This is a genomic window from Pelagibacterium sp. (assembly GCF_965249125.1).
GTDB lineage: Bacteria > Pseudomonadota > Alphaproteobacteria > Rhizobiales > Devosiaceae > Pelagibacterium.
Map to the genome: position 1 here is coordinate 1,515,584 of NZ_OZ252217.1, position 21,562 is coordinate 1,537,145.

General features: G+C 60.0%; 19 protein-coding genes and 1 tRNA gene. 11 read left to right on the forward strand and 9 right to left on the reverse strand.

Annotated features, from left to right (window positions below):
• Window positions 1-6: 6 nt before the first annotated feature.
• From sufD to sufA, 4 genes are read left to right on the forward strand one after another with little or no spacing between them, the layout of a single operon-like run.
• Complete coding sequence (gene sufD / locus ACP148_RS07485) at window positions 7-1,218, forward strand: Fe-S cluster assembly protein SufD (RefSeq protein ID WP_421950311.1); 1,212 nt, start codon at window positions 7-9, stop codon at window positions 1,216-1,218.
• Window positions 1,197-2,435: a cysteine desulfurase gene (locus tag ACP148_RS07490; protein ID WP_421950886.1), complete on the forward strand. Its 1,239-nt coding sequence runs from the start codon at window positions 1,197-1,199 to the stop codon at window positions 2,433-2,435. The genes sufD and ACP148_RS07490 overlap by 22 nt, the downstream gene beginning before the upstream one ends.
• 12 nt (window positions 2,436-2,447) lie before the next feature.
• Complete coding sequence (locus ACP148_RS07495; protein ID WP_014130696.1) at window positions 2,448-2,834, forward strand: SUF system Fe-S cluster assembly protein; 387 nt, start codon at window positions 2,448-2,450, stop codon at window positions 2,832-2,834.
• A 2-nt stretch (window positions 2,835-2,836) separates the two neighbouring features.
• Window positions 2,837-3,223, forward strand: a complete 387-nt coding sequence (sufA, locus tag ACP148_RS07500; RefSeq protein WP_421950312.1) for a Fe-S cluster assembly scaffold SufA — start codon at window positions 2,837-2,839, stop codon at window positions 3,221-3,223.
• Window positions 3,224-3,229: 6 nt separating this feature from the next.
• Here the strand turns inward: sufA and ACP148_RS07505 are convergent, their stop codons facing one another.
• The 3 genes from ACP148_RS07505 to parE form a co-directional block, all read right to left on the reverse strand.
• On the reverse strand, window positions 3,230-4,294 hold the full coding sequence (locus tag ACP148_RS07505; protein ID WP_421950313.1) for a GGDEF domain-containing protein: 1,065 nt from the start codon (window positions 4,292-4,294) through the stop codon (window positions 3,230-3,232).
• 321 nt (window positions 4,295-4,615) lie between these two features.
• On the reverse strand, window positions 4,616-5,995 hold the full coding sequence (locus tag ACP148_RS07510; protein ID WP_421950314.1) for a DEAD/DEAH box helicase: 1,380 nt from the start codon (window positions 5,993-5,995) through the stop codon (window positions 4,616-4,618).
• Between the two features lie 234 nt (window positions 5,996-6,229).
• Window positions 6,230-8,242 (reverse strand): DNA topoisomerase IV subunit B, encoded by a 2,013-nt coding sequence (parE, locus tag ACP148_RS07515; RefSeq protein ID WP_421950315.1) that lies wholly within the window; start codon window positions 8,240-8,242, stop codon window positions 6,230-6,232.
• Window positions 8,243-8,754: 512 nt separating this feature from the next.
• Between parE and ACP148_RS07520 the strand changes: the two genes are divergently transcribed.
• Window positions 8,755-9,648: a sulfotransferase domain-containing protein gene (locus ACP148_RS07520; RefSeq protein ID WP_421950316.1), complete on the forward strand. Its 894-nt coding sequence runs from the start codon at window positions 8,755-8,757 to the stop codon at window positions 9,646-9,648.
• Between the two features lie 255 nt (window positions 9,649-9,903).
• Complete coding sequence (locus ACP148_RS07525) at window positions 9,904-11,412, forward strand: ABC-F family ATP-binding cassette domain-containing protein (protein ID WP_421950317.1); 1,509 nt, start codon at window positions 9,904-9,906, stop codon at window positions 11,410-11,412.
• Window positions 11,413-11,505: 93 nt separating this feature from the next.
• Here ACP148_RS07525 and ACP148_RS07530 read toward each other — a convergent pair whose 3' ends face one another.
• From ACP148_RS07530 to ACP148_RS07545, 4 genes are all read right to left on the reverse strand, one after another.
• Window positions 11,506-11,691 carry a hypothetical protein gene (locus ACP148_RS07530; RefSeq protein ID WP_421950318.1) on the reverse strand — a complete coding sequence of 62 codons (186 nt, stop codon included), beginning with the start codon at window positions 11,689-11,691 and terminating at the stop codon, window positions 11,506-11,508.
• Between the two features lie 296 nt (window positions 11,692-11,987).
• Entirely contained in the window at window positions 11,988-13,028 is a 1,041-nt protein-coding gene (locus tag ACP148_RS07535) for a serine hydrolase domain-containing protein (protein ID WP_421950319.1), read from the reverse strand.
• Window positions 13,029-13,266: 238 nt separating this feature from the next.
• Window positions 13,267-14,676, reverse strand: coding sequence for a type I glutamate--ammonia ligase (gene glnA / locus ACP148_RS07540; RefSeq protein ID WP_421950320.1), 1,410 nt, complete (start codon window positions 14,674-14,676; stop codon window positions 13,267-13,269).
• A 94-nt stretch (window positions 14,677-14,770) separates the two neighbouring features.
• Entirely contained in the window at window positions 14,771-15,109 is a 339-nt protein-coding gene (locus ACP148_RS07545; protein WP_014130680.1) for a P-II family nitrogen regulator, read from the reverse strand.
• A gap of 342 nt (window positions 15,110-15,451) precedes the next feature.
• On the opposite strand from ACP148_RS07545, the gene ACP148_RS07550 reads away from it, so the two are divergent.
• The 3 genes from ACP148_RS07550 to ACP148_RS07560 all read left to right on the forward strand — a co-directional run bounded on the left by ACP148_RS07550 (window position 15,452) and on the right by ACP148_RS07560 (window position 18,647).
• Window positions 15,452-15,536: transfer RNA gene (locus tag ACP148_RS07550), tRNA-Leu, on the forward strand.
• A 54-nt stretch (window positions 15,537-15,590) separates the two neighbouring features.
• Window positions 15,591-16,979, forward strand: a complete 1,389-nt coding sequence (tig, locus tag ACP148_RS07555; protein WP_421950321.1) for a trigger factor — start codon at window positions 15,591-15,593, stop codon at window positions 16,977-16,979.
• A 198-nt stretch (window positions 16,980-17,177) separates the two neighbouring features.
• Window positions 17,178-18,647, forward strand: a complete 1,470-nt coding sequence (locus ACP148_RS07560) for an NAD(P)H-hydrate dehydratase (RefSeq protein WP_421950322.1) — start codon at window positions 17,178-17,180, stop codon at window positions 18,645-18,647.
• Here the strand turns inward: ACP148_RS07560 and ACP148_RS07565 are convergent.
• Complete coding sequence (locus tag ACP148_RS07565; protein ID WP_421950323.1) at window positions 18,644-18,946, reverse strand: DUF3817 domain-containing protein; 303 nt, start codon at window positions 18,944-18,946, stop codon at window positions 18,644-18,646. The genes ACP148_RS07560 and ACP148_RS07565 overlap by 4 nt on opposite strands.
• Window positions 18,947-18,998: 52 nt before the next feature.
• Entirely contained in the window at window positions 18,999-20,252 is a 1,254-nt protein-coding gene (locus ACP148_RS07570) for a cytochrome P450 (protein ID WP_421950324.1), read from the reverse strand.
• A gap of 126 nt (window positions 20,253-20,378) precedes the next feature.
• On the opposite strand from ACP148_RS07570, the gene ACP148_RS07575 reads away from it, so the two are divergent.
• Together ACP148_RS07575 and ACP148_RS07580 are read left to right on the forward strand one after the other, a co-directional pair.
• A complete protein-coding gene (locus ACP148_RS07575) occupies window positions 20,379-20,606 on the forward strand; it encodes a hypothetical protein (protein ID WP_421950325.1) in 228 nt (75 codons plus the stop codon).
• Window positions 20,607-20,780: 174 nt separating this feature from the next.
• On the forward strand, window positions 20,781-21,410 hold the full coding sequence (locus ACP148_RS07580) for an ATP-dependent Clp protease proteolytic subunit (protein WP_264224146.1): 630 nt from the start codon (window positions 20,781-20,783) through the stop codon (window positions 21,408-21,410).
• Window positions 21,411-21,562 lie beyond the last annotated feature (152 nt).

Here is a 21,562-nt window from a genome sequence, read left to right on the forward strand (position 1 = left end):
AACGCCGTGAACATTCAAACGCCTGTCCGGCTGAGCGGTGCCGAGGAGAGCCTTGTTGCCCAGCTCGAAAGCGCCGGAGCCAAGGATGCGGCCGAACGCCTGCGCGTGATCGGCCTGCCGACCCGCCGGATCGAAACTTATCACTATACCGACCTCAGATCGCTTCTGAGCCAGGTGCCGCCATTGGCGCAGGTGGCAAGCGATGCCGGTGCGCCGGCCATCGATATTCCCGGCGCCTATCGCATCGTGATCGCTAATGGCGTGGTGCAGTCGACTTCGACCGCCCCGGCCGGGGTGATCGTGGGCAAGGCTGCCGGGTCGGTCCTGACCACGCGAGACGACGTGATCGTGCGTCTCAACGCGGCGCTGGTTTCAGAATCACTAACCCTTGAACTGGCTGGCTCCGTCGACCCGGTGATCCATATCGACCACCGCATGGAAGGGGCCGCCGGCCACGTTCAGTCGGGCGCCAAAATTGCGTTCGCTCCTGGTGCAAGGGCCACTGTCATCGAGACGATCTCGGGCAGCGACGCGGCTCATATGGGCAATGTGGGCAGCTATGTCTCGATCGGTGACGGTGCTGACGTGACCCACATTCTGGTTGACGTTTCGACGCGCCAGGCGACCCATTTCGCCACCGTCGAATATCGGATCGGGGCGGAAGCGAGCTTTAAGTCGGTGGTTATCAATGCCGGTGCGCATCTGGCGCGAGCCAATGTGTTTGCGGATTTCGTGGGCGAAGGAACGCATGGCGATTTCTTCGGTCTCAACGTCGTCGATACCGATGAACATCGCGATATCACCATCGACATCACTCATGGGGTGCCCAATACGACTTCCGCCGAGCTTTATAAGCAGATCGCGCGCGGGCGCGGCAAGGCGGTGTTCCAGGGCAAGATCAACGTCGCAATCGACGCACAGAAGACCGACGCCAAAATGATGACCCAGGGGCTGATGCTTTCGGACGAAGCAGAAATCTTCTCCAAGCCCGAACTGGAAATTTTCGCCGACGACGTGGTGTGCGGCCATGGCGCAACCTGCGGAGACCTGGACGAAACTTCGCTGTTCTATCTCATGAGTCGCGGCATTTCGCGTGCCGACGCGGAAACCATGCTTATTCGCGCCTTCCTCGAGGAAATCACCGGGGCCGTCGAGGATGAGTATGTTTCCGAAGCCCTATCGGGCGTCGTGGAGCGCTGGCTCAAGAAAGGCGCCTGATGGCTTTCGATCTCGCGGCAGCACGCGCCGATTTTCCCATTCTCGAGGAAAAGATCCACGGCAAGCGGTTGGTCTATCTCGACTCGGGTGCCTCGGCGCAAAAGCCGGTTCAGGTGCTCGATCGGATGGATCATGCGTACCGGCATGAATATGCCAATGTGCATCGCGGACTGCATACGCTGGCCAATCGCGCGACCGACGCCTTTGAGGGCGCGCGCGAGAAGGTTCGGGCGTTTCTCAATGCCAGTCGGCTCGAAGAGATCGTTTTCACCCGTTCAACGACCGAGGCGATCAATCTCGTGGCGTCGTCGTTTGCCGGTCCACGGATCGGAGAGGGCGATGAGATCGTCATTTCGATCGCCGAGCATCACTCCAATATCGTGCCGTGGCATTTCCACAGGGAACGCAAGGGTGCGGTGATCAAATGGGTCGACGTGGCCGAAGATGGCAGTTTCGATATCGAGGCCTTTGCCGCAGCGCTGACCGATCGCACGAGGATCGTTGCGATCACGCATATGTCGAACGTGCTGGGCACGATCAATCCCGCCAAGCAGATCGTCGAGATCGCACATGCGCGCGGCATTCCGGTGCTGATCGATGGCAGCCAGGCTGCGGTCCACACAAAGGTGGATGTGCAGGATATCGGGGCCGATTTCTACGTCTTTACGGGCCACAAGCTTTATGGCCCGACCGGGGTGGGCGTTCTCTACGGCAGGTATGAGCTGCTGGCCGAGATGCAGCCGTTTCTGGGCGGCGGAGAGATGATCGAAGAGGTCTCGAAGGACGCGGTAACCTACAACGCGCCGCCGCACCGTTTCGAAGCAGGAACGCCGCCAATCGTTCAGGCTATCGGTCTGGGGGCAGCGATCGACTACGTCGAGGCCGTGGGCCGGGACGCCATTGCGGCCCATGAGCACGAGATTGCGACTTATGCAGGTGAACAGCTATCCCGGATCAATTCTCTGCGAATGATCGGGACGGCGCCGGGCAAGGGCGGAATCTTTTCGTTCATGCTCGAAAACGCCCATGCGCACGACGTTTCAACCATTCTCGACCGCTACGGGATTGCCGTTCGGGCCGGGACCCATTGCGCAATGCCGCTGCTGCAAAGATTTGGCCTTACCTCTACATGTCGGGCCTCGTTTGCCCTATATAATGGCAAGGACGATGTGGATGCGCTTGTCGAGGCCGTCGAAAAGGCGCAATCCTTCTTTTGATATTGGACCGTCATGACTGATACCGCACCGGAAAAGACCGAAGCCGAGGCCAAGAGTTTCGTGGAGGGTGGCAACGCACTGCCAGCCGAGGATGTGGAACGCATCACGGCGGATTTGATTGCGGCGCTCAAGACCGTTTACGACCCGGAAATCCCGGTCGACATCTATGAGCTTGGGTTGATCTACAAGGTCGATCTCGACGACGACCGTAATCTGACCATCGACATGACACTGACAGCTCCTGGATGCCCGGTGGCCGGTGAGATGCCGGGCTGGGTCGAGAACGCGGCGCGTTCGGTCGAAGGCATTCAGGACGTCGAAGTGAAAATGGTGTTCGATCCGCCCTGGGGACCGGACCGGATGAGCGAGGAAGCGCAAGTCGCGCTCAACTGGTGGTGAAGATGGCTTTTGCGATCATGCAACTCACCGATGCCGCTGCGGAGCGTATTCGGGAAATCATCGAAGACAGCGACAAGCCGGTGGTGGGCGTGCGCGTCGGCGTGAAGAACGCCGGTTGCGCCGGCATGGCCTATACGCTCGATTATGTCGATGAGGCGATCGCGGGCGACGATCATATCAGCGACAAGGGCGTTGAAGTGTGGATCGAACCCAAGGCGACGCTGTTTCTTTTGGGCACTGTGATGGATTTCGAAGAAACCCGGATGTCCTCGGGCTTTACCTTCAACAATCCCAATCAGGAAGGTGCCTGTGGGTGCGGAGAGAGCGTGCAGCTCAAGCCGGCCGATCTTGCAGATCTCGCACGGGCGCGGGCTGAGGCGACGGTCTGACGGCGATCACGCCACGTCAGTGGACGAGGCAGAAAAACCCGGCAATTCCCTTTCCGACATTACGCAATTTCGCCCGGCGGCTTTGGCGGCGTAGAGGCTTTTGTCGGCGCGTTCGATGAGTGCGGCTGCAGTATCGCCCGGACGCCATTGGGCAACGCCGACGGAAAGAGTGATGCGGCCGAGTTTTTCGTTGGTCGAGCGCTTGAGCAGTTCCTTGGCCTGGACCGAGCGGCGAATGTTTTCGGCAACAGTGATCGCGCCGTCCAGTTCGGTTTCAGGCAGAATGGCTACAAATTCCTCGCCGCCAAAGCGGGCCGGCATGTCACGTCCCTTGAGATTGGCCTTGAGCACATGGGCCACGAGCCGCAGCACCTGATCGCCCGTCAGGTGGCCATAGGTATCGTTGAAGGCCTTGAAGTTATCGATGTCGAAAAGCAGTAGCGACATGGTGGCGTTCTGGGCGTGGGTTCGCTCCAGATCAGCGGAAAACTGCTCGTCGAAACATTTGCGGTTGGGGATCTTGGTCAACGGATCGAGCATGGACTCCTTGCGGACCTCATCGAGGTCGCGTTGGAGAACGGAAATGTCGTCCTTGGAGTTTTCGAGTTCGGCCTCGAGCCGCCGGTTCATGTCCTGCATGCGGCGGGTTTCCTTGAGCAGGCGTGAGGAGAGCATTTTCAATGCGTCCTCGTCGATGCCGCCGACTGCCAGATCACCTGATGCCTGCTGAAGCGAACCCGAATAGGAACTGGCGGAGACCATGGCAATATCGATCGCCTGGTTGACGTCGGTGATCTTGCGGCTCATGACCTGCGACATGGCCCTCAGCCTATCGTCCATGTCCGAGACTTTGAGGAATTTCTCGCACAATTCCGAGGCTTCCTCGATAGCGATCGTGCCCGAGCGTGTCAGAATTGCGTTGACCTGGGTATTGAGTTCGGCGTTGGCGCCGGTCGCGTATGTATAGAACAGTTCGTAATATACCGGGAACGGCGGAATCTGCGCACGCTTGAGCAAGGCAAGCGCGGCGTTGGCAAATCCTGATGCGCGGTCAAAGTCCAGGTTCGTCACGTTACGTCAACCATCACCTGTTCTGATCAGATCATAGTCCGGCAGGGCTTAAGGGTGGCTTAAACCAAGTCCAAATCCCGAGCCGCCCCCAAAGGCCGTCGATAAGCGGATTGAGATTTCAGATTGCAGTACAAGTTGCGAGCGGCAACATCAGATTGGAGTTCCGAACGCTTCCAGAGCCCCCCGGCATGGAACCGTTGATTAGCTAGAGGGTCCTGGTGCGGCTGTCCAGTTGAAAAATCACGAAGATCGTCCACAGGCCGAGATGTCAACAGATGTATGGGCTTAGCGGGGGTAGAGCCTCGCCCTGCATCATCTCGTTCAGGCTCGGCCGGTCGGGCGCAGGAGAAAGGCGGGGATATGGCCTTCGGACTTGAAGCTCGCCGGGCCGTCGTCATTGTTGGCGCGGCGTGGCTGCTCGTGCTGCTGACGCGGAGCCTGTTCGGTTGGCTTGGCTGATTTCTGCTTTTCGGCTGGAAGCTTTTCGTCTTTCCCGCGCGTGCGCCGGCCGCGTTTCCGGCTGCTGGCTGGCGCTTCATCACCTTGCGAAGCGGCGGGCGCGGGCGCGGAAGCTGGTGGCTCGGCCCAGGCGATGTCGCGCTGGATCAGCCTGGTGATCGCGTCGACATATTTGGTTTCGCCCGGCGCGACGAGGGTAATTGCGGTGCCCGAGCGTCCGGCGCGACCCGTGCGGCCGATGCGGTGCACATAATCCTCGGCGTGGGTGGGCACGTCGAAATTAAAGACGTGACTAACGGCGGGAATATCTAGACCGCGCGCGGCGACGTCGGATGCGACCAGAATGGGCAGCGAGCCGTTGCGGAACCGGTCGAGGGTCTCCATCCGGGATTTCTGGTCCATGTCGCCATGCAGCGCGCCGGCGGCAAAACCATGCCGCTCGAGCGAACGGGCCACGGTTGCGACATCGCGCTTGCGGTTGCAGAAGATGATGGCGTTCTTGAGATCCCTGGCGGCGCGGATCTGGTCGCGCAACGCTGCCCGCTTTTCCGCCGGCGTCTTGCCCACCTTGAGCAGAACCTGCTCGATAGTGTCGGCGGTGGAATTCTGGCGCGCCACTTCCACCTTGACCGGATCGCGCAGGAAACGCTGGGTCAGCTTCTGGATTTCCGGAGGCATGGTGGCCGAAAAGAACAGGGTCTGGCGGCGCTGTGGAAGCAGCGAACAGATGCGCTCGATGTCGGGTATAAAGCCCATGTCGAGCATGCGGTCGGCCTCGTCGATGACGAGAATATCGACGCCAGTGAGCAGCAGGCGACCGCGCTCGAAATGATCGAGCATGCGACCCGGCGTGGCGATCAGGACGTCGGCGCCGCGGTCCAGCTTTTTGTTCTGATCTTCAAACGACACGCCACCAATGAGCAGGGCGACGGTCAAACGGTGGTTCTTGCCGTATTTTTCGAAGTTTTCGTGAACCTGTGCCGCGAGTTCGCGCGTCGGTTCGAGAATGAGGGTGCGCGGCATGCGGGCCCGGGCCCGGCCTTTTTCCAGAAGGGACAGCATCGGCAGCACGAACGAGGCCGTCTTGCCGGTTCCGGTCTGGGCGATCCCGATAAGATCCTTCTTTTCAAGGATATGGGGAATAGCCTGGGCCTGGATGTCGGTGGGCTTGGTATAGCCGGCTGCAGCGACCGCTTCGGTGACCTTGTCGCCCAAGCCGAGCTCGGAGAATTCAACAGTCAAATCGGGTGTCCATCATGTTCGGGTCAGAGAGTAAAGAAGAGTGAGGCGGGTTGCCGGTTCATTCTTTCTCGACGTGTCGCCAGCGGTACACTTTCATCCACACTTTGCTCAAACCTGCACGCGGGCGTGCAAGCGAACGGGTATGGCCTCTGACGAGCGGGACCATAAACTACCTTGGTTTCAAGTCAATCTTGATTTGGCCATCAAGATTAATGGCCGATCCATCGCGCGCAATCAAACGTCGACATCGGTCACGAAGGCCGCTTTTTCGGAAATGAATTCGAAGCGGGCTTCGGGCTTGTTTCCCATGAGCCTGTCGACTGTGTCGGTGGTTTCCGCACGGTCCGATACAACGCGAACCTCAAGCAACGTTCTCGACTTGGGGTTCATTGTGGTTTCTTTCAAGTGCGCATGTGGCATTTCGCCGAGGCCCTTGAAGCGGGTGACTTCGACCTTGCCGCGCCCGGTGAATTCTTCCTCCATCAGTTTTATCCGATGGGCATCGTCCATGGCGTAGGCCGTCTTGGCCCCCTGCGACAAGCGATAGAGGGGCGGCAGGGCCAAAAAGAGATGGCCGCCCTCGATCAGTTTTGGCAGTTCCTGATAAAAGAAAGTCATCAGGAGCGAGGCGATATGGGCGCCGTCGACGTCGGCGTCGGTCATGATGATGATCTTGTCGTAGCGCAGGTCGTCTTCGCGGTATTTGTCGCGCGTGCCTACGCCAAGCGCCTGCAACAGATCGGCGATCTGCTGGTTGGCGGCGAGCTTGTCGCGGCTGGCTCCGGCGACATTGAGCACCTTGCCGCGCAGGGGGAGCACGGCCTGGCTGGCGCGGTCGCGCGCCTGCTTGGCGCTGCCGCCGGCGCTGTCGCCTTCGACGATGAACAGCTCCGCGCCCTGGGCGGCCGACTGGCTGCAATCGGCGAGCTTGCCGGGCAGGCGCAGCTTGCGGGTCGCCGATTTGCGGTCGATTTCCTTTTCCTTGCGACGGCGCAGGCGGTCCTCGGCGCGTTCGATGGTCCATTCGAGGAGTTTATTGGCCTGGTTCGGCGAGGCGGTCAGCCAATGGTCGAAGGCGTCGCGAATGGCGTTGTCGACGATGCGGGTCGCTTCGCCAGAGGCAAGCTTGTCCTTGGTCTGGCCCACGAATTCCGGTTCGCGGACAAAGACGGAGAGCATCGAGCCGCAATGGCCCAGGACGTCTTCGGAGGTGATGACCGATGCGCGCTTGTTGCCGGTCATCTCGGCGTAGTTTTTCAGGCCGCGGAGCAGGGCGGTGCGCAGGCCGGATTCGTGGGTGCCGCCGTCGGGAGTGGGAACCGTGTTGCAATAGGACGAGGTGAAACTGTCGCCGATGTACCAAGAGATGGCCCATTCGACAGATCCGTGGCCGCCGGGCTTGCCGGTCTTGCCCGAAAAGATGTCGTCGAGAATTCGGGTCTTTCCCTCGATCCTGCGTTCGATGAAATCGCGAAGGCCGCCGGGGAAATGGAAAACGGCCCTTGCCGGCACGTCGTCGGTGGCAAGCGCGTCGTCGCACGACCAACGGATCTCGACGCCGCCAAAGAGATAGGCCTTGGCGCGGGTCATGCGAAACAGGCGATCGGGGCTGAAGCGCGCCGAATTGCCGAAAATCTGGGCGTCGGGGTGAAACCGGATGGTGGTTCCGCGCCGGTTGTTGACGCGGCCCAAGTTTTCGAGCTGCGAGGTCGGCTTGCCGCGCGAATAGGTCTGCCGGTAAAGGGTCTGATCGAGCGCGACTTCGACGGTCAGGTCGTCGGTCAGCGCGTTGACGACCGAGACGCCGACGCCATGCAGCCCGCCCGAGGTTTCATAGGCTTTGGAGTCGAACTTTCCGCCAGCGTGGAGGGTGGTCATTATGACTTCGAGCGCCGACAAATGCGGGCGCTTGGGGTGGGCGTCGACGGGGATGCCGCGGCCATTGTCGGTCACTGTGACATAACCATCCTCGCCCAGGTGAACCTCGATGCGGTTGGCGTGGCCGCCTATCGCTTCGTCCATCGAGTTGTCGATGACTTCGGCGAACAGATGGTGCAACGCGTTGGCGTCGGTTCCGCCCACATACATGCCCGGCCGGCGCCGCACCGGCTCGAGACCTTCGAGCACCTCGATATCGGCAGCCGTGTAGGATCCTGACGGCGCTGGCGCGCGCGCCGGGGCGGGGCGCTGCGGCTCGGCGGCCGGCTGGGGGGGCGTGACGCCAAAAAGATCGTTGTCGTCGGTCATGGGCCTCAAAATTCTTGCCGGACGAATCAGGTGATATTCCGGTCTATCATATGGCGGCTTGTATGAGCGGAAACACCACAGATTCCAAGGTGTTTCAACAGGATTGATCTCTCATTCGCGCAACTTTTACCGGCGGTGGCATTCTCATCCTGGGACAGTTTCGGCGCACGAAATCGTCGGCCGGTTTACGTTCGGTTTGCCCTTCATCAGCACTTTTTTAAGTCCCTTGCGATAAAAATTGTTCATACGGTTCATGTGTTTGGAGTTGCCGTATGCGTGCACGAATTGTCCAAGGCGCCGCGTATCAGGCGTCCGGGTCAGGGCACGAAGTGTTCAGGTGGCTGCAGGCCGGATTGAAGAGTTCTGCGTACCGGCTTGCCCACCTTTCCCTTCCCAGAATCGTCCTGGTGCCGGGACTGGCGACCGTATTTTTTCTCGCCTGATGCCGCCGCGCGGTTGCGCGTGCCTTGCGCGGCGGATAACTAAATGCGGACAGCCCTCAGGAGTCCGCAGTGTCCGATCAACAGGCCAAACCCATCCGTCCGCTCTATTTCGTCGCGTCCTACCCGCGCTCGGGCGGCAATTGGGTGCGGTCGGCCATTTTCCTGATGATCGCGCTGGGTCAGCCCAATCCGCCCAAGCGGATCGATATGCGCAACATCGACAATATCATACCGCTCGATTCCCATGGCCGGTTCTATAAGGAAGTGACGGGCAAGGACGCTGACAGCCTGGCGGAAGAAGAAGTGGCGGCAGCGCGCCCGCATGTGCATGAGCTGCTTTCTCGCGATACAAGGGGCTTGCCGGTGGTGCGGACACACGCGGTGCGCGGTACGTTTTTCGGGCATCCGACCTTTAACACCAAGGTTTCCATCGGCGGAACCTATATCGTGCGCTCGCCGCTCGATGTGGCCGCTGCGCTTGTCGATGCAAGCGGCATGCAGCCCATGCGGGTCATCGAGGCGATGATGACCGTCGACCGGCGGGTGCGGGGTGGCGTGACGCGCGTGTCCGAGCCGCAGGGATCGTGGAGCCAGAACGTGGCGAGTTGGATCGGCAAGCGGCAGCCCGAGGTTCATGCCATCCGGTTTGAGGACATGCGGTCCGATCCGATCAAGGAACTCAAGGCGCTGGCGGCGCATATGAAGATTCCCGTGACCGAACAGAGTTTGAAGACTGCCGCCGGCCTCCTAGCGGAAACGCACAAGGCCAGCGGGAAAAATGCGGAGCCGCGCGACTACCGGGCGACGCTCAAGCCGATCCACGCCCGGGCGATCATTGAAGCGCATGGTGTGCTGATGGAAGCCCAGGGGTATCTCACCGACAGCGTGTTACAGTATGCCGATATCGACCGCAAAGCGGCGATGATGCTCGCGGAAAAATACGCGCCGCGCACGGCGAACTGAGTCTTGCACGGGCCCGCCGGGCTGGTGCATAGTTTGTTATCTCGAGAACTGAAAGGAGGGCTGCGTGATAGAGATTTGGCGTCACCATCGTCAGCGTGGCCCTGTTTGCGCCCTGCAGCAGACGTTGCAGGGCTGACCGTCACCGGACATTTCATATTCGAATTCCGTACGGGTCTGCCCTGATCGCGACCGCATTAGGCTATGCGGTCTGGCAGAATTGGGTGGCTTGCGCCGCCCCGGATATTCGAGACTGAAATGACGATGATTGCCCTCAAATCCGCCGGCTACACGGCAAAAGCCAATCTTTTCAACGATTTGACTTTTACGATCGGGTCTGGCGACCGGGTCGGGATCGTGGCCGGGAATGGAGCCGGCAAGACGACGCTGCTCAAATGCCTTGTCGGCGAGAATGAACTGACGCGTGGCGATGTCACGCTCTCGCGCGGAGCGCGGATCGGGATGGTGCCACAGGTCGTTCCCGAACAGCTGTTTGATTTCAGCCTCTTCGATGCGGTTGCCACAGGGCTCGATACGGCAACGCTGGAGAGCGAAAGCTGGCGGGTCGATGTGGTGCTCGATACGCTTTCCACGCCCGAGGATATACGCAGTTTGCCGGTGCGGGCCCTGAGCGGGGGGTGGCAGAGGCTGATGCTGCTGATGCGGGCATGGGTGTCCGATCCCGATATTCTGGTGCTCGATGAGCCGACCAACCACCTCGATCTCGAAAAAATCGCGTTGCTGGAACAATGGTTCGCTGGAGTCGGCGATGTGCCGGTCATCATGGCGAGCCACGACCGGAGTTTTCTCGATGCGGTGACCAATCGCACATTGTTCCTGCGACCCGAGACTTCGCGGTATTTTCCCTTGCCGTACAGCCGGGCGCGGGAAGCGCTGGCCCAGGAAGATGCCAGCGATGCGGTGAAACGCGAACGCGACTTGAAAGAGGCCAGCCAGCTGCGGCAGCAATCGGCCAAGCTGAAAAACATCGGCATCAACTCGGGCAGCGATCTTTTGCAGAAAAAGCAGAAGCAGCTTCGCCAGCGGGCTGAGAAAATCGAGGCGCAGGCCAAGGTGCTACACAAAGAGCGGAGCGGAGACATCCGTCTGGCCAATCGCGGCACGCACGCCAAGGTTCTGGTTTCGATCGAGGAGCTGACGGTGACGGCGCCAGACGGAAGAAAGCTGTTTTCGATCCCGAAACTGCATATCTTTCAAGGCGATAGAATCGTCCTTCTGGGGCGCAACGGGACTGGCAAGACCAGCCTTGTCAGGATGCTGCGGCGCGTTCTGATGGGCGGAGAAAGCATTGCCGGTATAAGGGCGACGCCCAGCCTTGTGGTCGGATATATGGATCAGGCCCTCGATATCGTGCCAGAAAAGCTCAGCCCGTTCGACTTCATATCGGCGCTGGGGCAGGGCGATCAACGCACGCGGAGCCTGCTTGCAGCTGCTGGAATTGACCCTGATGCTCACAGGACATCCGGTGCCCTTCTGTCCCACGGCCAAAAAGCGAGGCTTGGACTGCTGGCGCTTCGTCTGATGGAGCCCAATTTCTACCTGCTGGACGAACCGACGAACCATATCGATATCGCCGGGCAAGAGGCACTTGCTGGAGAAATTATCCAACATGATGCCAGTTGCGTACTGGTGTCGCACGATCGCACCTTTGTGCGCGAGGTTTCCAACCGGTTTCTGGTGATCGAAAAGGGGAGACTGATCGAGGCGGATGACCCTGAGGGGTTCTTTGCCGCGATGGGGGTTTGAGGAGACCGGCCCCGCGCGCAAATGCCGGGCCGGACCACGCCGCTACCGGTTCACGCGCTGTTCGTGAACGATCTGCACGGCCTTATGGTTGGGTCACTCCATGGTATCGACGGTGTCGATATCGAACTTGTTTTGTGAAGCCGATGACCATGGCCCATCGGTAAAGTTCCCGTTCTCGAAGGCCGTCCATGCCGGCTCGGGCAGGGCGTCGCCATCGATGTCGATGCCGAAGCGGACGCCTTCGAGGTCGAGGAATTTGTCGGCGGAAATGGCGCGCAACTCGTTTATGTCGTCGGCCCGCGGTTGTTCCTAGATCAAGTCCGCTTTTCGCTTGCGCGGCCCTTCGGGTTTTCGAATCGCGGGTTTGATCTAAGTCCTTGTTTCCTCGCGCGTCCGAACCGCAAAACCGTTTCCATCCCCGATCGGGTCTGGGACATGGCTTTGCTGGACGCGCTATAGGCCCACCCGAAGACCGGCCGCTTGCGTGTACGAAACAGTCCGTACATTTTGAAGTTAGCAAGAGGAGAAAATGGATCCATCCGGGCAAATTAAAGATATCCGATATAATATGGCGGTTATTCGTGTTCGTCGTCTGCGGTAAATGCCGCGATGATGTCGGCAAGCAGGTCGTGGAGGCGATCGCGGTAGCCGTTGCCGCCTGACGGGCTGTTGGGATCGGAGGTCATGACGACGGTCAGGCCAAGGTCGGGCACTATGTAGAGCATCTGCCCGCCATAGCCCCAGGCGTAGTCGACATCATAGCCGGCCAGTTCGGTGAGGAACCATCCATAGCCATATCCGTGCCCGCCAAAACGCGAGGTGGTGCGCTGTTGCCAGGACTGGTCGATCCAGCCTTCCGAGACGACCCTTTCGCCATCTTGAGCAACGCCGCCATTTCGGATCATTTCCCCGAAGGCAAGGAGCGAGAGCGGGGGCATGGCGAGTTCATTGCCGCCGAGATAGATGCCCTGGGGATCCTGATGCCAACCGCTGATGGTAAAGCCTTCGACGGGGCCAAGCCAGTCGCGGGCAAGCTGGCGGGTGGAGGCACCGCCCACATTGGTCAAAATGGCCGAGAGCAAATGAGTGGAGCCCGTCGAATAGATCATGGGGCCGCCCGGCTCTGCAACAAAGGGTTGGGCGAGGGCAGAGCGCACCCAATTGGAGCTTGCGATCCAGCGTCCGTAATTGGCGCCGGACGTCGCCTCTAGACCCGCCTGCATCGACATGAGGTGGCTCAGGGTGATTTCATTTATCCGCGGATCGGGGTCGGCGGGAACATCGTCGGCAAGCAGGTCGGCGACCGACTGGTCGGGACCTTCAAGGAGGCCCTTGTCGACTGCGATGCCGACCAGGGTGGTGACGATGACCTTGGAGGCCGATTTGATGTTTGCGGGGTCGCTGGAGGTGTAACCGTTATAGCCGCGATCGGCGATGATCTCGCCGTCGAGGGAAACCGTGACGGTGCGGAGGGGTTCGAGGGCCTGCGCCGCGTCCAGTACAGTCGTCAGGCGGGCGGGAACGGCCATTTCCTGTGCAGAAACGGTTTGGGGAAGAGACAGCGCAGCGGCAATGGCGAGCACCCCGGTGAGCCGGATGAAGGTTGGATTTGTCATGGAATGAACGCCCCGCGCACCAGTGAACCCTGGAGGGGCGATGTGTGCGGCAAGATTGGCTTTTCTGGGGCGTCGTGGATGGCAGGACGATCAACAAACCGGGAGGTGGAGGCATGGGCGCAGCCAAATAAAAAGGGCTCCCGCAGGAGCCCTTTCGTATGCGGTAAGCGGCGGCCAGGCTTGTGACCTGTCGCGTTCCCGAACAGCAAAAGTGGTGTCCACTTTTGCTGGGAACGCTCTATGCCGAATAGTACATTTCGTACTCGACGGGGTGCGGAGTGTGTTCGAACTTGATGACTTCTTCCATCTTGAGATCGATGTAGCTGTCGATGAAGTCGTCGTCCATCACGCCGCCGGCCTTGAGGAAGTCGCGGTCGGCCGAAAGGCTTTCCAGCGCTTCGCGCAGCGAGGCGGAAACGGTCGGGATGCCCTGGAGCTCTTCCTTGGGCAGCTCGTAGAGATCCTTGTCCATCGGGTCGCCCGGGTGGATCTTGTTCTTGATGCCGTCAAGGCCTGCCATGAGCAGGGCAGTGAAGGCGAGGTAGGGGTTGGCAAGCGGATCGGGGAAGCGGACTTCGACGCGCTTGGACTTGGGGCTCTGGCCGAAGGGAATGCGGCACGAAGCGGACCGGTTGCGGGCCGAATAGGCCAGCAGAACGGGGGCTTCAAAGCCCGGCACCAGACGCTTGTAGGAGTTGGTGGTCGGGTTGGTGAAGGCGTTGATGGCCTTGGCGTGCTTGATGACGCCGCCGATGTAATAGAGGCATTCCATCGAGAGGCCGGCATATTCGTCGCCGGCAAACAGCGGCTTGCCGTCCTTCCAGATCGACTGGTGGCAGTGCATGCCCGAGCCGTTATCGCCGTAGACGGGCTTGGGCATAAAGGTTGCGGTCTTGCCGTAGGACTGGGCAACCTGCTGTACGCCATACTTGTAGAGAAGGACGTGATCGGCGGCCTGGATCATCGGCGCGAACTTGATGCCGAGCTCGTGCTGGGCCGAGGCCACTTCGTGGTGGTGCTTTTCGACAACGACGCCCATGGCGGCGAGGGCTTCGAGCATTTCACCGCGGATGTCCTGGGCGCTGTCGACCGGGGGAACCGGGAAGTAGCCCTTCTTGAGCGCGATGTGGTGGCCGGTGTTGCCGCCTTCGTAGTCGGCGTCCGAATTGGAGCCGAGTTCGGAAGAGTCGACCTGGAAACCGACCTTGTAGGTCGAGGTCGAATATTTCACATCGTCGAACAGGAAGAATTCGGGCTCAGGGCCGAAACCGACGAAATCGCCGACGCCGGAGGTTTTGACGAAAGCCTCGGCCTTCTTGGCGATCGAGCGCGGGTCGCGATTGTAAGGCTGGTAGGTGGCCGGCTCGAGAATGTCGCAGTTCACGCAAAGGGTCGGTGCCGAAAAGAACGGATCGACATAGGCCGAATCGTTGTCGGGCATCAGAACCATGTCGGACTCGTTGATGGCCTTCCAGCCAGCGATCGAGGAACCGTCGAACATGACGCCTTCTTCGAACATGTCGGCATCGACGACGGATGCGTCCATGGTGACATGCTGAAGCTTGCCGCGCAGGTCGGTGAAGCGAAGGTCAACGTATTTGATGCCTTCGTCCTTGATCTTGTTCATAAGATCGTTTGCTGAGCTCATAATAGATCCCCAGTTAGTGGTGTTTGAAGTTATGCCTGCGCAAAAAGTCCGGGAGGAGTTTGTCGCGCGCCTGATTTGGTTTCACGAAGCCCGACTATAGAGCTTCGTCTCCGCTTTCGCCCGTGCGGATTCGAATGGCCTGTTCGACCGTCGAAACGAAAATCTTGCCGTCGCCAATGCGACCGGTCTGCGCCGCGTTGCGGATCGCCTCGATCGCCTTGTCGGCAAGCTGGTCGGGTACCACGACCTCGACTTTGACCTTGGGCAGGAAATCGACGACGTATTCGGCGCCTCGGTAGAGCTCGGTATGCCCCTTCTGACGCCCGAATCCCTTGGCCTCCGTCACGGTGATGCCTTGCAAACCAACCTCTTGCAAGGCCTCTTTGACCTCATCGAGCTTGAAGGGTTTGACGATGGCCTCAATCTTTTTCATGTCCACGTCTCCTCGTGTTCGGGACCGGTTGGCCCATTGAATGCACGGGTTGTGCCAACCGGAATTTTTCGTCGTTCGATGTTTAGAAAACAAAGGGTTGAAAGGGTAACTGAAAGCATTTTGTTATGCTTGCTTTGACCTTGGTGGGCAAAATATGGACAAAGTGCCCAAATAATAATCATCTTTGCCGCGATTGGTCCGAGGCAGTCGGCGCACATCATGGAGCAGGATGGCGGCGCGCGCAAACGCAAGGGAACGCGGCCCTCAAACCAATGAGGCTTTGACTGCAATGAGAAGTTGGGCTAGGACGCGTGCCAACTCGACGCCGGGCGTACGAGATACGCGGGTGTGGCGGAACTGGCAGACGCACTGGATTTAGGTTCCAGCGCCGCAAGGCGTGGAGGTTCGACTCCTCTCACCCGCACCAAATTCTGCGCCGGCTTCCAACACGATTTACGAAAATACGGGATCGATACGCAAAATGAACGTAACTGAAACTCTGAACGAAGGGCTGCGCCGCAAGCTCGATGTGACCATTCCGGCGACGGCGCTCGCATCGAAACTCGACGAAAAGCTCGACGAGGTTCGGGGCAAGGTGCAGATCAAGGGCTTTCGCCCCGGCAAGGTGCCGACCGCGCATCTGAAAAAGGTTTATGGCCGCTCGCTGATGAGCGAAGTGCTCCAGGACTCGATCAACGAGACTGTTTCCAAGACGCTTGAAGAGCGTTCGGAAAAGGCCGCGACCCAGCCCGAAATCGACCTCAGCGAAGACCAGGCGCTCATCAACCGCGTGCTGGACGGCGAAGGCGATCTGGCGTTTTCGGTCTCCTACGAAGTGCTTCCCCCGGTTTCGCTGATGGACTTCAAGACCATCAAGCTCGAAAAGCCTGTCGTGGAAGTGACCGACAAGGAAGTCGACGAAGAAGTCGAAAAGTTCTTCAAGCAGAACCGTCCGTATGAGGACAAGGGCGACGATGGCGTTGTCGAAGATGGCGACCGCGTCGGTCTTTCGTTCGTCGGCAAGATCGACGGAGAACCCTTTGAAGGCGGCTCGGCGGACCATACGCACCTGACCATCGGTTCGGGCCAGTTCATTCCGGGCTTTGAAGAGGGCCTGATTGGCGTCAAGAAGGGTGGCAACAAGACCGTCAAGGTCACGTTCCCCAAGGACTATCAGAACGAAGAACTGGCCGGCAAAAAGGCCGAGTTCGACGTGAACGTGCTCCATGTGGATGGCCCCAAGGCCGATGTGGAACTCAATGACGAGTTCGCCAAGACGCTGGGTCTCGAGGATCTCGCAGCGCTCAAGAAGGCGATCCGCGAGCAGATCGAAGGCCAGAACAAGAATCTTTCGCAACAGCGTCTTAAGCGTCTCGTTCTCGACGCGCTGGACGAGGGCCACAAGTTCGACGTGCCGGCCAAGCTGGTCGAGTCCGAGTTCGATGCGATCTGGAATCGCGTCAAGCATGAGGTCGAACACCACGGCAAGACCTTCGAATCCGAAGGCACGACCGAGGAAAAGGCCCAGGAAGACTACAAGAAGATCGCCGAGCGCCGCGTGCGCCTCGGGCTGGTCGTTGCCGAGATCGGCAATGTCAACGAGATCACAGTATCGGACGAAGAGCACCAGCAGGCGCTGATCGCCGAAGTGCGGCGCTTCCCCGGCCAGGAGCAGCAGGTTTACGACTACTACCGCAAGAATCCCAACGCTCTTGCCGGCCTGCGCGCGCCGATCTTTGAGAACAAGGTCGTCGATTTCGTCGTCGAGCTGGCTGACGTCAAGGACAAGAAAACCAGCCGCGAAGATCTCGTCAAGCTGGTCCGCGAAGGGGAAGACGGCTTCGATATCGACAGCGATCACGATCACTAACGATATCGTCGCTGGCGGGGGCGCCTGACCGGGCCGGAAAGTGCAAGGTCACTTTTCCCCACTGTGCTTCGATCACGGCCACGTTATCGACACAGAACTCGCTATTTGAATAGGGCTCCGCAACCTTTGCGGGGCCCTATTTGTTTGTGAGTGCAGGCCGTGTCGGGGAATGGTGCTGCCGATCGTTACGGAGTCGATGTGCAGGATCTGCTGACCCCACGACAGATGGCCATGACCGACAGGCTGGCGGTCGAAAGCGGCGTCAATTCGCTCAGTTTGATGGAAAGTGCGGGGCAGGCCGTCGCCTATGAGGTGGGACGAAGGTTTCCTCTGCAGCCGGTGCTGGTGTTGTGCGGGCCGGGCAACAATGGCGGCGACGGCTTCGTGGTCGCGCGCTTGCTTTCCGAACGCGGCTGGCCGGTACGGGTGGGCCTGACCTGCTCCAAGAGCGATCTCGATGGCGATGCGGCGATGATGGCCCGCATGTGGGGCGGAACGATCGAGACGGCTGCGCCCGGCATGTGTCACGATTTCGGTATCATTGTCGACGCCCTGCTCGGTGCGGGTCTGTCGCGGGACGTCGAGGGCGAGCTGGCTGAACTCGTCGCGGCGATCAATGAGAGCGGGGCGCAGGTGGTGGCCGTCGATATGCCCAGTGGCATCGATGGCGAGACAGGCGCGGTACGTGGCGTGGCGGTCGAGGCGGACCTGACGGTGACCTTCTTCCGGCACAAGCCCGGTCATTTGCTGTTGCCGGGTGGCGCCTTGTGCGGTGAATTGCTGCTGGCCGATATCGGCATTCCCGATTCAGTGCTCTCGGAGATCGACATCAATCTCTACGAAAACGACCCCCGTCTTTGGACCCTGCCTGTCCGCAAAATGGATGGGCACAAGTTCGATGCGGGCCATTGCGTCGTGGTATCGGGCGATGCGCTGCACACGGGGGCGGCCCGGCTTTCGGCGCTCGGAGCGGCGCGAAGCGGGGCGGGGCTTGTGACGATCGCGGGTGAACGCGAAGCGCTGCTGGTGCATGCCGTTCACCTCACGGCGATCATGCTGGCCGAGGCTGGAGATGCCGGGGCGCTGGGCGAACTGCTCGAGGACAGACGAAAAAACACGCTGGTGATCGGGCCGGGCGCCGGTATCGGAAAGTCGACGCGGGAAATGGTACTGGTGGCGCTCAAGAGCGAGGCGCGGCTGGTGCTCGACGCCGACGTGCTGACGAGTTTTGCCGACCAGTCCGATGCGCTGTTTGCGGCCATTGGCAAACGCAAGCCGGAAAGCGTGGTTCTGACGCCGCATGCGGGGGAGTTCAAGCGGCTGTTCGGCGAGATTGAAGGAGCCAAGACCGATATGGCGATGGCTGCGGCCGAGCGGTCGGGCGCTATCGTGCTGCTCAAAGGGTCCGACACAGTGATCGCGCATCCGCAGGGCCGGGGCGTGGTCAATACGACCGGGACGCCGTTGCTGGCAACGGCTGGCGCGGGCGATGTGCTGGCGGGGCTGATCGGCGGGTTTCTGGCACAGGGCATGGACAGCTTTGAGGCTGCATGCGCCGGCGCTTATATTCACGGACGGGCGGCGCAGCGTTTCGGCAAGCCGGGAATGATGGCCGACGATCTGCCGGATATGATTCCCTGCGTTCTGGGGGACATCGCGTCCTTTTAGGTGCGGTTGGCTTCCATCTCCGACTGCTTGCGCCTGAGGAACGGGTCATTGAGAAATGTCCCGAAGGGGAAGAACGAGGCGATTGTGGTGCGCATCCACTCGATGGGCGTAAAGCCCATGCCCCACAAGGCCACAATCATGGTTGCGATGTAGGCGATGAATGCCCAGCCGTGAATCATGCCCACCGGCGGAACGAGGCCGGGCGTGTCAAAAAGATATTTGAGCGGCATTGCCACGAGAAACAAGGCCAGTGTGGTGACGCCCTCGAAAATGGCGATATGACGGAAGAACCTGAACATGTCGCCACTTTTTCATGCGCCCGACGAGCCGTCAGCGTGACCGGTTGCCGCGCTACCAACTCACGTCCAGCCGCTCCAAGCCGTGGAAGTGATAGACATCGGCGTAGCGGGGCGGAGCCGAGAGGTGCAGCCTGGGCAGGCGCTCGAACAGGATCTTCAGGGCGATCTGCATTTCGAGGCGGGCGAGGGGCGCGCCAATGCAGAAATGGATGCCGGCGCCGAAGCTGACATTGGCGCCGTCGGTACGCAGCGGATCGAAGGTGTTGGGATTTGTGAAGCGGCTCGGATCGCGGTTGGCCGCCCCGAGCATCAGGCCGATCACATCGCCTTTTCGCAATGGGATGCCGTTGTACTCGAGATCCTCAAGGGCATAGCGGGTGAACATATGCAGCGGGGCATCGAAACGCAGGGCTTCCTCGACGGTGGCGGCGGTTGCGGTGTCGTCGGCAAACAGCATGCGCGGGTCGTAGCCGCTTTCGAGGATCGCCTTGACGGCATTGCCGGTGGTGTGGACGGTCGCTTCGTGTCCGGCGTTGAGCAGCAGGATTGCGGTCGAGAGCATTTCGTCTTCGCTCAGGCGCTCACCACCCTGCTCGGCGGCGATCATGTGGCTGAGGAGGTCCTCGCGTGGCCGCTTGCGCCGCTCGGCGATGACCGTGCGTAGATAGGCAGTGAAGTCGGCGGAGGCGCGATTGGCGTCCAGCTCGGTCTCGTGGCTGACGTCGAACATGTACATGCGGACCATCCGATTGGACCAGTCGAGCAGTTGCGGCGCCATTTCGGCTGGAAGGCCGATCATTTCGGCGATGACGATGGCAGGGATGGGGGCGGCGAAAGCCCTTATCAGCTCGACGCTGCCATGGTCCTCGAACCCATCAATGATGGAGTGGACAAGATCGGCAATGCGCGGACGCAGCAGTTCGACCTGCCGGGAGACGAAGGCGCGATTGACCAGCGTACGCAGCCGCGAGTGCGCCGGGGGTTCGAGGTTGAGAAGCGAATATTTTTCGGTGAGGTCGAAATCGGCTGTGTGGGGCTGTGGCTCGGGCAGGCCGATTTCCTCGCGCGTGGCGACATGCAGGATGTCGCGCCCGAATCGGCGGTCGCGCAGAAGGGCGCTTACTGACTGAAAATCGGCGAAACACCAATGGCCGAATTCGGTCCAGAAGAATGCCGGATGGGATGCCTGGCGGGCAGCGTAGAACGGGTAGGGGTTTTGATAAAAGGCGGGATCGGATGGCTGGGCACTGGCGCGAAGGCCGTTGGGGACATCGGTGATCGGTCGGACCTGAAGTATGGCTGCCATCGGTCGGGAGTCCTCGTTGCTTTTGCGTTAGCCTATTGCAGCATTTTCTCCATGCCTATGGTCCGGTCTTGCCCATGCCCAGAATTTCTTTAGGTATGGGCGGGATAATCTTGGAGACCCTATATCGTGAGTGACATCACAGTTTCGCAGGCGACAGACGCCATCTACACCTCGCTGGAAAATGACAATGAGGATATTGACCTCCATATCGCAGCGCTCAAGGCGGCAATGGCGCGCGAGGGCGTCGCGGAAGCGGTCTTTGAAACCTCCAAGCTGGCGCAGCCCAACCGGCAGGGCCGTAAGCTGATGCAGGCGTATTTTCGCAAGAAGGGTGTGGCTACGAGCTTTACCTGACCGTGTGGAACGCCCGCGGGCATTAAGCATGCGCCACAATAGGGCCATGCTTGGGCTTGCTATTGAAGTTGAACGCAGCCAAGCCTATGTGACGCTTAACCGTCCTTTAAGCAGCAATCGCTTGCTATCTGGCCGACAAGCCGAATCCTTTTCTCCGGGGGAGTTACCCAAGACATGCGAGATCCCGTCGATCTATACATGAACACGCTCGTGCCGATGGTGGTCGAGCAGTCCAATCGCGGCGAACGCGCCTTCGATATCTATTCGCGTCTCTTGCGTGAGCGCATCATTTTCGTGACCGGAGTCGTCGAGGACAACATGGCCTCGGTGATCGTCGCGCAGCTTTTGTTCCTCGAATCGGAAAATCCGAAGAAGGAAATCGCCATGTACATCAACTCGCCCGGCGGGGTGGTGACGGCGGGTCTGTCGATCTACGACACGATGCAATTTATCCGTCCCAAGGTTCAGACCCTGTGCATGGGCCAGGCTGCGTCGATGGGATCGCTGCTGTTGACCGCAGGCGAAAAAGACATGCGCGGCGCGCTGCCCAATGCCCGCGTGATGGTGCACCAGCCCTCGGGCGGCTATCAGGGGCAGGTGACCGACATCATGATTCATGCCCGCGAAGCAGAGAATCTGAAGCGCCGTCTCAATGAAATCTACGTGAAGCATTCGGGGCTCGAATATCAACAGGTCGAAGACCTGCTCGAGCGTGACAAGTTTCTTTCGCCGCAAGAGGCCAAGGAACTCGGCCTTATCGACCACGTTCATGAGAAGCGGGCAGTGCCGGAAGGTGGGGCGTAAGCGCCCCTTATTGAACACGTGCAACGGGCGCTGGAGAAAGCGTCCGTGCCGATTGCGCCCCGGCGGAACGATCTTTATGGTCAGAGTGAGAAATTGTTCACGCGTCGTCGGGTAGCGTCATGAATCGGCGAAACTGAACCAAGCGTTTGCAA